13 protein-coding genes are annotated in these 13,564 nt (G+C 40.7%); 5 read left to right on the top strand and 8 right to left on the bottom strand.

From position 1 onward, the window contains the following. Positions 1 to 2 precede the first annotated feature (2 nt). Complete coding sequence (locus JUI58_RS22275; RefSeq protein WP_204106042.1) at positions 3 to 908, top strand: sialate O-acetylesterase; 906 nt, start codon at positions 3 to 5, stop codon at positions 906 to 908. Here the strand turns inward: JUI58_RS22275 and JUI58_RS22270 are convergent. The 3 genes from JUI58_RS22270 to JUI58_RS22260 form a co-directional block, all read right to left on the bottom strand. After that, the gene (locus JUI58_RS22270) at positions 840 to 2,021 is read right to left on the bottom strand and encodes a hypothetical protein (protein ID WP_204106041.1); all 1,182 of its coding nucleotides are present in this window, start codon (positions 2,019 to 2,021) and stop codon (positions 840 to 842) included. The two genes, JUI58_RS22275 and JUI58_RS22270, sit on opposite strands and share 69 nt — an antisense overlap. A gap of 2 nt (positions 2,022 to 2,023) precedes the next feature. Beyond that, positions 2,024 to 3,490 (bottom strand): MBOAT family O-acyltransferase, encoded by a 1,467-nt coding sequence (locus JUI58_RS22265; RefSeq protein ID WP_204106040.1) that lies wholly within the window; start codon positions 3,488 to 3,490, stop codon positions 2,024 to 2,026. 130 nt (positions 3,491 to 3,620) lie between these two features. Next, entirely contained in the window at positions 3,621 to 3,866 is a 246-nt protein-coding gene (locus JUI58_RS22260) for a hypothetical protein (protein ID WP_204106039.1), read from the bottom strand. A gap of 187 nt (positions 3,867 to 4,053) precedes the next feature. Between JUI58_RS22260 and JUI58_RS22255 the strand changes: the two genes are divergently transcribed. After that, positions 4,054 to 6,165 (top strand): glycosyltransferase family 2 protein, encoded by a 2,112-nt coding sequence (locus JUI58_RS22255; RefSeq protein ID WP_204106038.1) that lies wholly within the window; start codon positions 4,054 to 4,056, stop codon positions 6,163 to 6,165. 1 nt (position 6,166) lies between these two features. Here the strand turns inward: JUI58_RS22255 and JUI58_RS22250 are convergent, their stop codons facing one another. Further along, the gene (locus JUI58_RS22250; RefSeq protein ID WP_204106037.1) at positions 6,167 to 6,949 is read right to left on the bottom strand and encodes a basic amino acid ABC transporter substrate-binding protein; all 783 of its coding nucleotides are present in this window, start codon (positions 6,947 to 6,949) and stop codon (positions 6,167 to 6,169) included. Between the two features lie 209 nt (positions 6,950 to 7,158). Further along, positions 7,159 to 7,665 (bottom strand): hypothetical protein, encoded by a 507-nt coding sequence (locus tag JUI58_RS22245; protein ID WP_204106036.1) that lies wholly within the window; start codon positions 7,663 to 7,665, stop codon positions 7,159 to 7,161. 133 nt (positions 7,666 to 7,798) lie between these two features. On the opposite strand from JUI58_RS22245, the gene JUI58_RS22240 reads away from it, so the two are divergent. After that, positions 7,799 to 8,830: a CHAD domain-containing protein gene (locus JUI58_RS22240; protein ID WP_204106035.1), complete on the top strand. Its 1,032-nt coding sequence runs from the start codon at positions 7,799 to 7,801 to the stop codon at positions 8,828 to 8,830. A 142-nt stretch (positions 8,831 to 8,972) separates the two neighbouring features. Next, on the top strand, positions 8,973 to 9,578 hold the full coding sequence (locus JUI58_RS22235) for a Crp/Fnr family transcriptional regulator (protein ID WP_204106034.1): 606 nt from the start codon (positions 8,973 to 8,975) through the stop codon (positions 9,576 to 9,578). Positions 9,579 to 9,607: 29 nt separating this feature from the next. Here the strand turns inward: JUI58_RS22235 and JUI58_RS22230 are convergent, their stop codons facing one another. Both JUI58_RS22230 and JUI58_RS22225 read right to left on the bottom strand, forming a co-directional pair. After that, complete coding sequence (locus JUI58_RS22230; RefSeq protein WP_204106033.1) at positions 9,608 to 9,871, bottom strand: hypothetical protein; 264 nt, start codon at positions 9,869 to 9,871, stop codon at positions 9,608 to 9,610. Between the two features lie 174 nt (positions 9,872 to 10,045). After that, positions 10,046 to 11,059 carry a phosphoribulokinase gene (locus tag JUI58_RS22225; protein WP_204106032.1) on the bottom strand — a complete coding sequence of 338 codons (1,014 nt, stop codon included), beginning with the start codon at positions 11,057 to 11,059 and terminating at the stop codon, positions 10,046 to 10,048. A gap of 444 nt (positions 11,060 to 11,503) precedes the next feature. Here JUI58_RS22225 and petH point away from each other — a divergent pair, with 444 nt between their 5' ends. Then, positions 11,504 to 12,655 carry a ferredoxin--NADP reductase gene (gene petH, locus JUI58_RS22220; RefSeq protein ID WP_204106031.1) on the top strand — a complete coding sequence of 384 codons (1,152 nt, stop codon included), beginning with the start codon at positions 11,504 to 11,506 and terminating at the stop codon, positions 12,653 to 12,655. A gap of 67 nt (positions 12,656 to 12,722) precedes the next feature. Here the strand turns inward: petH and JUI58_RS22215 are convergent, their stop codons facing one another. Beyond that, positions 12,723 to 13,370 carry a DUF3386 domain-containing protein gene (locus JUI58_RS22215; protein ID WP_204106030.1) on the bottom strand — a complete coding sequence of 216 codons (648 nt, stop codon included), beginning with the start codon at positions 13,368 to 13,370 and terminating at the stop codon, positions 12,723 to 12,725. Positions 13,371 to 13,564 lie beyond the last annotated feature (194 nt).

Here is a 13,564-nt window from a genome sequence, read left to right as displayed (position 1 = left end):
AGATGAAAAAAATATTTCTCTTTTGCAGTATTTTGCTAATTTCAGCTTTTGCTTTTGCAGTATTGTCTCCGTCAATGCGATCGCAAGCCCAAAATTTTAATCAACCAAAGATTAAAGTTTTTATCCTAGCTGGACAATCTAATATGGTTGGTGCAACTTCTGATTGTAGCCAGATTTCTGAGGAATTCAAAAAGACGCAAGAAGATGTATTATGGTACACTGAAAATAATATTTGGACTGAACTAGACCCTCCTACAGAGCCTTTACCTTTTAGTGGAATGGGAAAGCAAGAAAAGTTTGCTTGCGGTCCCGAAGTTTCCCTTGGTTTGCGACTCCATAAAGTTCTGGGAGAGCAAGTTGCACTGGTTAAATATGCTCGTGATGGAACGAATTTAAGGGAAGAATGGAAAGTCGGTGCATCTCTTTATAATAATGCGATCGCACGATTCAAGCAATCTATTTTTGACTTGCAAGAATTGGGGTATAATACACAAATTGCTGGTTTTTTCTGGATGCAAGGAGAATCAGATGCTCGCGATCGCATTGGGGGTGAAAGTTACGAGGCTAATTTAAGGCACTTTATCGATGGAATTCGCCGAGAATTAGACAATTCTCATCTTCCCTTTATTCTGGGTAAAATTCCCCTTACCAGCGCACAAATTACCACCAGAGGTAGTTTTCCTTATGGCGATCGCGTCAGAAATGCTCAACTTAGAGTTGCCCAAAATACACCGCATACAGCAGTATTTGATACTCTCGATTTACCTCGTCAGGAAGATAATGTACACTTAACCGCAGAAGGATATATTTTGCTAGGCGATCGCTTTGCTCGAGTTTGGTTACTCCATTTCTTCCCTCAACCTTTTCGCTTCAACTTTTCTTTTAATTTGTTGGACATATTCCACTAGATCGGGATTTTTGGCTGTCCAGGTTTCTTGCTCTTTTCGCAGATTCACAAGATGAGATTCTATATTAGTCGGCGAAATTAGCACCCCAAAATCATTAGATGTATTAGTTTCATTCCCTTGTAAAATACGCTGTAAAACTAAATCTCCAACTTTTTTGGTGTAGTGAGAACTATCCAGATAATTTTTCATTTTATTATCGATCTGTTCTGTGGTAATATTGTTATAGCCAGAAAAATCCCAAACAGGTGTAATACGAACTAAATCTTGCTTCCATTCTTCAAACTCCGGCCAAAGTCCAGCGACTTGAATAGCTTCCCATTGTAAAGCGTGAGCAGGAGAAATAAAAGTAATACATTCTATCTTTTTTTCTTGACAAACTCGGATAATTTTTTGCATATCTTCCAATCTTTCGGGAGATAATGTATAGTTACCGTAAAGTGTCGGATCGCTTAAAAAGCGAGTTAAAGAGCGATCGAATTCTTTTGTTATTGAAGTGTTTTTGAAAACATATTTCAAAAAATAAGCAGTATCAGACATCCCATTTAAAAAATAGGGACTTAGGCGATCGGGACTTTGATTGAAAGAAATGGTCTGAAAACTTTCATTTAAAGCATTAGTAGATAAAGTAAAGTCAACAAAATCGGATATAATCAAGTGTTTTTTTAGCAAACGGTTTTGCTTAAAACCGGGTTTATTGTCTCTGTTTGTATTGAACATAAAAAAATCGAGACCGATAATAACTCTTTGTATGTTATCTTGATTAACAAGAGCGTGTTCAAAATAATATCTTAATTCTTCTGAATTAACTCCCAGAATGCCTAAGTTATAGATAGGAGGATAGGCTTTTAATAAAGGATAATTGGGGTCTAATCCTAAATCTGTTCGCGATGAACCCAGTAAAATAGTTTTAGGTTTTAAATTAATAATGTCGATCGCTTTAAACAGTCGAGGATTTTTGATTTTACTTGGCTTTTCTTGATTAAAATTTTCTAGGGTTATCAATTGGAAGATTCCATAAGGATCGACAAGGAGATTAAATCCTACAATTATCAAAGACTGCAAGCTAATAAATATAGCGAGAATTTGGAGATAGTAAAAATATCTTCTGTTCATTGTTAAAACTGAAAATAAAGAAATTCAGAAACCTGATTGAGAGAAATTAGACAAAAAGTAGCTAATAAACCTATACAAAAAGCTACTGGTAAAGTTGGTTTAAAACGTTCCATTATTTCTTGCGTATTCGGTAAAAATACAACCCCTAAAATCAAGCAAAATATCACTAAAATACTTTTTTGAAAGCCAATATCTGGGAAGTGGGAAAATTGACTCCATCCTTGATATTGAAAAGAGGTAAAAGGAAAGATAAACTCGAAAATGGTTTGATAAGAATTTGGTAATGTTATAGGATTAATTCCTAACATAGTTTGGATAATTTCTATGGCATCTTTTAGATTTGAAGCCCGAAAAATAACCCAACTTAAAACAACTGTGAAAAATGTTAACAACCAGCCTAAAATTCTAGAAAATTGCCATTGAGAACTTCTCCAAATATTATTAATTACTAATAAAGAGCCATGTAGTCCTCCCCAAATAATAAAAGTCCAACCTGCACCGTGCCATAATCCTCCTAGTAACATTGTAATCATCAAATTAAGATATTGTCTAATTTTTCCGAGACGATTTCCCCCGAGAGGAATATAAAGATAATCGCGCAAAAAATGAGATAAAGTAATATGCCAACGTCGCCAAAAATCAATAATAGAGATGGCTTTATAAGGAGAATTAAAGTTAATCGGTAAGTGAATATTAAACAACCAACCTAAACCAATTGCCATGTCTGAATAACCGGAGAAGTCAAAATAAAGTTGTAAAGTATAAGCTAAAGAACCAAGCCATGCTTCTAGAATTGTAATGTCATTAGGATTCTGAAAAATATTAGCAACCCAAGGTGACAAATTATCTGCGATCGCCACTTTTTTAGACAATCCTAAAATAAACAGAGTCAGTCCCATCGCGATGTTTTTCTGAGACAATATAAAAAGTTGCGATTTTTGAAACTGCGGTACCAGTTCGTTATAACGTAGAATTGGACCAGCAATGAGTTGAGGAAAAAAAGAAATAAATAAACTATAAGATAAAAGATTATAGTGGTGAACTTTAGTTTGACCTCGATACGCATCCACTAGATAGGCAATTTGGGTAAAGCTGTAAAAAGAAATCGCTAAAGGTAAAATAATATTAACTGCAGGAACTTGAAAATTAAAGACTTGATGAAAAGAATCGAGAAAAAATTGGCTATACTTAAAATATCCCAATAATCCTAAATTGAATATAATCCCCAAGACCAGAAAAAATCGGGAATTCTGAACTCTTTCTATTGTTTTTCCTAGAGTATAATTAATGCTAATTGAAATGATAAAAAGTGGTAAATAGGAAACATTCCAATAGCCATAAAAAAATAAAGAGGTAAAAGCAAGCCAAAGGAAAGCAATTTTTTGCAAATGGAAACGAGAGAGTGCGAAAAAACCGATCGCGGCGATCGGTAGAAAACAAAAGATGAAGATGTAAGAGTTAAATAACACGAGAAAAAATGATTAGACTCACGAAGAGAGTAACAATTTAAAGACATTTTTAAGGGCGTTGTATACAACGCCCTTACAGGATACATAAATCGTAGATTTTGTCAACCCTAGACCTGATTATAGTTACTAATTAACTTGCTTTGAGCATTTTCTTGATTTCTTCTCCCGTACTAAAACCGTCAGATTTCGTGAGTGTACCGATCGCCTCTTTATTTTGGTTAATACAGCCAGCTTTTTTAGCATACTGACAGACTCGGGCGTAAAGACGGGCGCGGGTTCCGGGTTGGCCAGAAGAAAAATATACTTTGTCATCATGGGCAATCTTAACACGACAAATTGGACAAGTTTGACAATTATCTGGGGTGTTGGTTGTCATAATTCACTCCTCAATCAGAATAGGTTCTCGCGTTAAACGGGAACTTTATAACGTTTTATTACAAAAGATTGACTTTTTGCGTGTCTAATCATACAAAAACCAATTTTAATTAAATTGACTCTCAGAGAGAATTCAGGGAATTGCGTTAAATTGTGAAGCGATCGCCATCCTAGAGTCTTTTTCAACCATGGCCGCTAGTGTATCCGATTTCTCCTCGCTTCCCCCAAACAAAACCGATCCAGATGCGCCAATAGATGCCCAAATGCCCCCATTAAACAAGATTTTGGTCATTATCCCCGTCTGCAACGAAGAAGCCACGATCGCGGCAGTTATTGAGGATTTGCAGGCGATCGGCTTGAGTCGCATTCGCGTGGTGGATAATGGCAGTCGCGATCGCAGTGCCGCGATCGCCCAATCTACAGGGGCTGAAGTGATTTACGAACCCATATCGGGGTATGGATGTGCCTGTTGGCGAGGGTTACAGGATATCCCCCCCGAGATTGAGTGGATTTTGTTTTGCGATGGAGATGGTAGCGACGCGATCGCGCAACTCCCGCAATTTTTTGCCCGATGCGATCGCCATGATTTCATCCTCGGCGATCGGGGGGCGACGGCACAGGGACGAGAAAACCTCACTTCTGTGCAGCGCTTCGGCAATCGACTAGCAACATTTTTAATTCAACTGGGTTGGGGCTATTCTTATCAAGATTTGGGTCCCTTGCGCTTGATGCGTCGATCTGCCTTAGAAGCCCTAAAAATGCAGGATCGGGGCTTTGGTTGGACCGTGGAAATGCAGGTGAAGGCAGTAGAACAGCAATTACATATTTGTGAGATTCCCGTTCATTATTATCCCAGACAAGGGGGGCGATCGAAGATTTCTGGGACGATCGCGGGGAGTTTGCAAGCAGGAACAATTATTCTCAGTACCTTGGGAAATTTATATTTTCAACGCAACTTAAAACGTTTTACTCCTCCACACTTTATTTTCCTTTGGGCGAGTGTATTATTGCTGGCGATCGGAACTATTTTTATCCTTCCTTATGGCGATTTTCGGCAAGTTGAAGCCGTGCCAAAATTTTGGGGGGGAATTGCGGTGATGAGTGTCGGGTTTGTCTTGTCTTGGAGACTGCGATCGCTAAAAGCTACCTGGTTTTGGGGAGTTGCGATCGCCTTGCGTTTGCTTTTACTGTTTATGTATCCAGGAGATGATATTTGGCGCTATTTATGGGAGGGATATCTACAAAATCTTGGTTTTAGTCCTTACGATCTCCCACCGGAAGCCGCAGAATTAATTCCCTATCGTACTGATTGGTGGGAACTGATTAACTTAAAACATTTCTCGGCAATTTATCCTCCCATTACTCAATTTGGTTTTCGGATTTTAGCGAGTATTTCTCCCAGTGTTATTCTCTTTAAGTTCAGTTTTATTATCTCAGATTTATTGATTTGTGGGTTACTCAGTCGAAAATTTGGTTATGTTCAAACTATTGTCTATGCTTGGAATCCTTTGATTTTATATTCTTTTGCAGGAGGCGGACATTATGATAGTTGGTTTATTTTACCTTTAGTGGCGGCGTGGTTGTTATTTGACGCGAATGCAAACAATAAAAATTATCTCGGTACGGCACTTTTATTAGGGGTTAGTATTGCCATTAAATGGACTTCTCTGCCAATTTTAGGCTTTCTTCTCTGGCAGGCATTGAAACGAGAAGGAATTCAAAAAGCGATCGCGGTTTTGGCTTGCGGTTTTCTCCCTTTAATAATCGCTGGAATTCCTTTTTGTTTTGGCGATCGCTGTCCTATTTTGCCCTATAGTGCTGGTAATTCAGATTTTGTGATTCATGGTCGTAGTGCAGATTTCCTGCCTTATTTTTTGCAAAAATGGGGCTTTCCTTTGACAGATAATTCCAGTTTAGCGCTTCCTCTCTTGGCGATCGGGCTGATTATGCTGTGGAGAATTAAAAGTTTTCGTAACTTTACAGAAACATACTTTTTTATATTATTTATCTTTTCTCCTATCATTCATGCTTGGTATTTTAGTTGGCTCGTTCCTTTTGCCGTAGCAAGTCGTAATTTAGGGACAAAACTGATTAGCATGACAGTATTTATTTATTTTATTTTACAATACCGTGCCGCATTAGGAATCTATGATTGGTGGATGAATGAATCGGCACGATTATTTTTATGGTTGCCCTTTGTTGGGGGATGGTGTTGGAGTACGATCGCCAACTTCCAGCGCGATCGCCAGTCTCTTAGGAAAGAGGGAGAAAACGCGATCGTATTGGAAGATAGACTTTAATTTATTCTAGATTAGCAGCGATTTTGGGGAGAGTAAGAGGTTCGCTATTAAACCACTGACGATAAAGATTTTCATAGGTTTGATCGATGATTAGTTCTTCTAAAATATCGTTGATTGGCTCTAGATATTCTGAATCTTTTGGCAGTGCAATACCATAATATTCCTGAGTTAATAATTCATCAATCACTTTTAATCCATCTAAATTGCCAATTTTAATTGCGTGTAATGTTAGAGCCACATCGTTAAGAACTGCATCAATATTTCCATTTTTTAATTGGTATAAAGCAATGGCAATAGAAGAAAACTTACTGACTTTTGCACCTAATATTTTCTCTGCTTCTCTGGCTCCTTCTGTGCCAATTTGGACAGCAATTGTTTTATTTTTAAGATCCTGCAATCCCTTGATCTTTTTATCTCCATCTCGGATAGTGATCGCCAGACCGGAATGGAAATAGGGACGAGAAAAAGCAACAATTTCAGAGCGATTAGGCGTAATTTTCATACTGCTCATAATTGCCTGAATCTGTCCTTTTTTTAGAGTGGAAATTAACTGATTAAAAGGAATATTTTTCCACTCAACTTTCATGTCATTTTTGTCAGCGATCACCTGCATCAACTCGATCTCAAATCCAATAACTCGATTTTCATTCTCTTGCATTGCAAAAGGAGGAAAAGCTGGATCGACACCAATACTTAATACTACTTTTTTGTCGATGTTATCTGAGATTGCACTACAAGAGATCGCTAAAAAACAAACACAAAAAATAAATAAAATAGAGTGCAATATCTTTAATCGTTTGTGTTTCACCATTTTACCAGTTGTGCTTTAAAGTTCTAAGTTTTGTTCTGCTAATAAGTCTAGCTGAAAAATCACTTTTTTTGTAGGGTTTTGATTATCATAAGCACAAAAAATGAGGCTTTACTTCGAGAGTGCAGCCTCATTTTTTTCATAATAACGAGTTGGAGTATTACAACCCTAATTTTTTCCCAAAACTACCACAATCCTTGAATTGGAATCGGTGTTGTTGCAGGACTAGGGATTGTTGCAGGAGTCGAGTCGAAAGGCAAAGAAACCGTGGAAGGACTGGAACTGCGATCGAGAGAACTTTCGTAGTCAGACCAAAGGGATTGAATGCGGCTACTAAAATTATTAGAACGGGGAGGAACTGGGAGACTATGAGGAGCCAAAGAGACAATTTTGTTGCCTTCCAAGAAAACCGGAGTCCCTCCCATCAAGTTTAGCGATCCCAGTTGCGCTTGAGGAACGCCAACCCAAAGAAAAGGTTCTTGGGCGCGATCGAGTTCGACGAGAACCTGGGTTCCGACAACGCTCTTAACCACTCCCCTAACTCTGGGTTCGCGAGGAGCAGTTCTTTGTGCCAGCAGGATAGGCTCGTTAAAGGATTCAACTGTAGACTCGGCTCGAGCCGTTTCTGTCGCGATCGCTCCAAGCAATAGCGTGAATACTGTCACAAGCAGGCTCAATTTTTTAACGTGCATCTTACACCTAGTATCGTGGGATGATTTACTTATGAAGTATAATATTGATTTGAGGGCATAATTGAAAGTCTTTGTTTAATATTCATTTTTGACTTGCTGCTGATATTGGCAGTCATTCGGTTTTTCCGGCAAAATGGCGGTATCTGCTGCAACTTATTTTTTGTGGGGTGATATGAAGAAAAATGCAGCTTGGGGCAAAGAAGCCAAAACCATGACTTTTGCTAATTTGGCCTATATTGCGATCGCCGAAAACTATGGCAAAACGATCTCCTACGAAGCGGGAGTTCTAGCCGATCGCGATCCGGAAGAACTCCATCAGATGAGGGTGAGTATGCGCCATTTGCGAACGGCATTAGTTGGTTTTGCCCCCGTTCTATCCTTGCCTGCGATCGCCACAGAAAAAACCGTGGGACGAGTGGCGAAGGTATTGGGAAAGTTACGAGATATTGACGTACTCGAGGCCACCCTGAAAACAGAATATCGTCCCCAGTTACCCAAAGCAGAACGCCAGAAACTCGATCGCCTCCTGAAAAGGTTAGCCAAAGACCGCAAAAAAGCCTTTAAAGCGGTGAAAAAGACTTTAAAGGGGAAAACCTACCTCCACTTGAAGAAGGGCTTTACATCTTGGCTGGAAAAGCCGCACTATTCCTCTCTGGCTTGCCTTCCCATGGAACTGATTTTACCGGATTTACTGCTGCCGCAATTTAGTCAACTTCTCCTGCATTCTGGATGGTGGGTTGGAGTCGGCGCTGGCGGGGAAATTCCTTCAGTCCAAGATAGCGCTCCTGATACAATCTGTAACATTTTGGTGCAGCAGGAAAAAAAGCTCCACAGTTTGCGAAAATCCGCCAAACGCACCCGCTATCAAATGGAACTGTTCGAGCAGTTTTATGGTGGAGAATACGAGACATATCTCAAGCAAATCAAAACGGTGCAAAGTATTCTCGGCGATCTTCAAGATAGCTTTGTGTTGAAAGAATTTCTCAATCGCTTTTTTGCCAAGTCCTTCCAGACCAAACTACCTCACCTTGCCCAACACCTGCAAGAAATTCGTCAGCAAAAATGGCAGGCTTGGCAAGACCTACAGCAAAAATTCTCCTGCCTCGAAACGCGACAATCTTTCCGGGCGATCGCGCAATCTCCCCATTTTGTTCGTGAAGAATAATTATTAATTTTCTTTACAGGATGCCATCTAGAAATTATCATTTCTTTACCTTCCGTTTACCTTCAAGATTTATCTTGGGATGAGAAGGCATAAAAATTGTTTAACTTTTAATCTTTAACTTTTAATTTGCGAAAGAGATATTATGCTGCTGACTCCTCAACCCATCGATCTCCTCTCCCAAGAAGAATCCCCAGAAAATCGGCGCTTACATCTCTATCATCGAGGCGAAAATATTCCCTTAGATGAAGGGGGGGTTTGGCAAGTGTATCGCGGTTTAGTACAAGTGAGTACTGCTCATGCCAGTGGCGAAGAAGTCATATTAGGATGGGCAACTCCAGCAACATTTTTCGGTCTTTGGTTAACTCGTTTGGAGTTTTATGAAGCAAAAGCACTATCAGATGTTTATTTGCGCTGGTTTCCCCTCCAGGAAATAGAAAACTCTCCTTTCTTGACTCAGACAGTTTCCGATAGCGTGACTCGACGACTGCGACAAACTGAAGCAATTTTGGCGATCGCCGGATATCGTCGCGTTGAAGATCGCCTCACCCGCTTACTGTCCCTTCTTGATGCAGATCTGGGACAAGTCACAGAAGCGGGAAGCCGCTTGCAAGTGCGCTTCACCCATCAAAATCTTGCTAATGCTATTGGCACGACTCGGGTCACTGTAACGCGATTGTTGGGCAAGTTACAAAGATCGGGCTGCATTCAAATCGATCGCGATCGCCACATTATTATTCAAAATAGCTAGTTAACCCGAGTTGCTAGTTATTTAGAAGTTTAGGGATCGATTTTAAACGAGATTGAATCTCGAGTTTGCTGTGTATTAGGTATCTCTTGAGAAACAGGTTTAGGAATAGTTGGTTTTGCCAAAGGATCGGCATTAGACTCCAAATAGGGAGGCGATCGCCTAGCATTAGAGGCGATCGCCAATAAAACGCCCATGCCAATATAAACAGGTAAAGGAATTTCCATTGCTTTCAACCATTGATAAAATTCGACACTCCCAAAGAATAAGATAAAACCAAACGCCCAAATTCTCATAGTAACCGACCCAAATTCTCAAATTATTTTACCGATTACCAACCCAAAAACAACTCAAAAAAACTGAGGCGCGATCGATATGCGCCTCAATTAGAACTCAATCAGCATCTTTTACGAGCATCTTTTACGAGCATCTTTTACGAGCATCTTTTACCTCACTACTGAGCTTTTGTACTACACCTTTGCCGTTGCAGCAACCTTGTTTTCCACTTCGGGACGAGTTAAGCGTTCGTAGGCTTCCCGCATTTTTAACCCAACCAACACTTGGAAAAGCCCAGTACCGTTGTTAGAACCTGGATAATCCTTATGTTTGAGTAACAATTCAGTCATTTCCCCATAGTAGCGAGTTGAAGTACTGCTCAAATGACTTTCAACGTAAATCATCTCCTCAAGATTATCAAACTGACCGTCTACCTCTAGGAGAGAGACTTCATGCCCCATAAAACTATCGGGACCATAGTACATTTTAATCCCAGGATAAGTACAGGTCAACTTACGCCCGCAAGGCCGCCAATCAATGGTGGAACCTTCATCAAACAGATATACTGGCTCAAAATTAGCAATTCCCTCTTTTTGAACCAAGCGAACGCGCAGGTATTTACTTTCCTTATCGTCGATTAACTTGGTGGGTAAAACTTGAATAACCACATCGGCATATTCTTTCTGCGGCTCAATATAGTCTTTAAAATCAGGTTTTCTGGCATTGATCGAAGCGAGAACGTCTTCGTAGGTATGACCCCGCTCTGCCATATCTCTCTGGATCTTCCAGTTAATCTTTACCTCATCACTAATATCGAGATAAACCCCAAAATCAATCAACCCGCGAACCCGTTCGTCGTAGAGAGGATGCAAGCCTTCAATCACGATCACTTTATTGGGTTCAATGCGCTCTGGAGGGTCAAGTTCACCCGTCTCATGATTGTAAATGGGTTTATCAATAGCCTTTCCTTCTTTAAGGGCTTTGATTTGCTCGTACATCAAATCAAAATTATTGGCTTTGGGATTTAAAGCCGTTACCCCCGCCGTTTTTCTGCCTTTGCGATCGAGACTGTGATAGTCATCCAAACAGATGACCGTCATAAACTCTTCGCCAAATAAATCGGTCAAACGGCGCAAAAAGGTTGATTTCCCGCATCCCGAGTCTCCGGCGACTCCTATGAGAACCACACGATCCGATTGTGCGATCATACCTTCCCTCTAATACAAAACAATTTTTTAACAGGATTAAGCAAGCCGAACCTGGAACCTCAACAGGAGAGTCTCCATAAGGTCAAACAGGAATGCAGACAGCTTACCCAGTTCTTATGCTAAGGTAGCGCGGGCATTTTTGTTAAAGAAAAAGTAAAAAAGATGCCATCTTAACAATATTCTGCTTTCAAAGAGATTATTTTGGGGGTGAATGTCCCCAAATAAGCTGAGACATTTGGTTTGTTCATTGCGACGAGGTACTCCCCGGATCTGAACTCAGAGGCGATCGCGATCGGCCCCTGAAGCCCCAAGCTATTGTACGAGGTTCTTGCAATGCTAGGCTGAATATTATCGGCAAAAAACCCTTGCTTCTTTTTTGAGGACAGAGTTTTTTGACCATGCAATATATAGTTTCGATCGCGAAGTTGGGAGATATTGAATCGAATGTACGAATCTCGAAGCCGCAAATTTGTTTATGAAGTCGAAGGTCTGGCCTCGGACAATCGACCGAGTTACTCCGTTCGCACTAGTGGAACGGTTTTTATTACCGTAACCTACGACCGAATGCAAGAAGAAATGCGGCGCATTAATCGACTGGGAGGCAAAATTCTCAGTATCAAGCCTTTAACTTCTGAAACCTTAACAGGAGCTAAAGTGATTGCCGAAACTGCACCTGCAACGCCCAATCATAAATCTATGACTCAAACTAAAGCAAAAGTTGATATTCCTATCAACCTCTACAAACCCAAAAACCCCTATATTGGCAAGTGTGTAGAAAACACAGAATTGGTTCGCGAAGGGGGAACGGGAACAGTTCGTCACCTCAAATTTGACATTTCTGGAGGCGATCTGCGCTATTTGGAAGGTCAAAGTATTGGCATTATTCCACCGGGAACCGATGAGAAGGGGAAAGCGCATAAATTGCGCCTTTATTCTATTGCTTCGACTCGCCACGGGGATGATATTGACGATAAAACTGTCTCGTTGTGCGTGCGCGAATTGGAGTACAAGCACCCAGAAACAGGAGAAACCATTTATGGGGTTTGCTCGAGTTATTTGTGTAACTTAGACACCGGTGCCGATGTCGCCATTACGGGGCCTGTGGGCAAGGAGATGCTCTTACCCGATGATGAGGATGCAACAATTATCATGCTGGCAACGGGGACGGGTATTGCTCCTTTCCGAGCCTTCTTATGGCGGATGTTTAAGGAACAACACGAAGATTATAAGTTTAAGGGGTTGGCTTGGCTAATTTTCGGTATTCCCTATACGGCGAATATTCTCTACAAAGAGGAGTTGGAAGCGCTGGCCGCAGAATATCCCGATAATTTCCGCCTAACTTATGCTATTAGTCGCGAACAAAAATGTGAGGATGGTAGCAAAATGTACGTGCAAAGCCGGGTGAGTGAATATGCGGGAGAAATCTTCGACATGATTCAAAAACCCAATACTCACGTTTATATGTGTGGATTGAAAGGGATGGAACCGCCGATCGCGGAAACTTTCACTCAAGAAGCAGAAAAACTGGGTATGGACTGGGATGCAAAGCGCAAGGAGTTGAAAAAAGCTCATCGCTGGCACGTGGAAGTTTATTAAGTTCTGCTGTTTTTCTGAAATTTTTTTGTTCCCGAGTCATAGACTCGGGAATTTTTTTGCTGATAATTTAAGCTAATAATTTGAGATTGGAGAAGAGAAATTCTTGGGTTTGTGTTTCTCCTTTCACTTCAGTGCTAATCAAACGACGATTTAAGATAGAGTAACCGCCAACTTTTTCGTATTCGTCTTCAAAGTTACTCACACCGCCTTTTTGTTCCCCAGTTTTGGGGTCGTGATAGACAGAATCATAGCGATGAGAAAGATAGCCTTCTCCCGTATCGTGACTGCTGAAGGTATTAATGGTGACAACTGTTCCATGAATATTACGGTGAACCATGCTCACCTCATTATTGTGGAGTTTATAGCGATCGCCCTCTGCTTTTCCTCCCATTAAAATCTCAATGCTTCCATCTGCATCGGTTTCCCCATAGGAGAAGGTATTGTTTCCATGAGTATCTTCAAAACCGCGACGAATACGGTGAATGGTGATTTCCCACACTTGACCTTCAATGGCTTTTTTCGCGGCTGTATCTTCAATTCCCGTTATCTCTCCCTTCAGATCAGGGGTGATGTGGACTTTACCGGAAAATATTTCTTCATTGCGCTTGTAAGTGATATCAGCACTATAGCCTGGGAAATTACTATCCCAAGTGTAGCGATTTTCGTAAGCCTTCCGAAACAGGTCGCGGGCTGATATTTTTTCAATGACTGTCATTGGATAACCCCTTTAATTTATCTCCATAGATGGCCATTATCTCATTAAATATTGCTTAAGGGGAAATGCAGAATCGTTGTTCATTTGGGTAAAGGCGCTTGACATACTCTCACCGCTAAACGCTTGAGCGTTCTGCGGTCAGACCCCGCGTCGCCGAAAGGCGCAAGGGAATGCTGACCAAGAAGAGCGGGAGA

It is taken from the genome of Spirulina sp. CCY15215, from assembly GCF_016888125.1.
Classification (GTDB): domain Bacteria; phylum Cyanobacteriota; class Cyanobacteriia; order Cyanobacteriales; family Spirulinaceae; genus CCY15215.
Note: the sequence above shows the minus strand (reverse complement) of the source record. Positions and strands in the feature narration are given on the sequence as shown.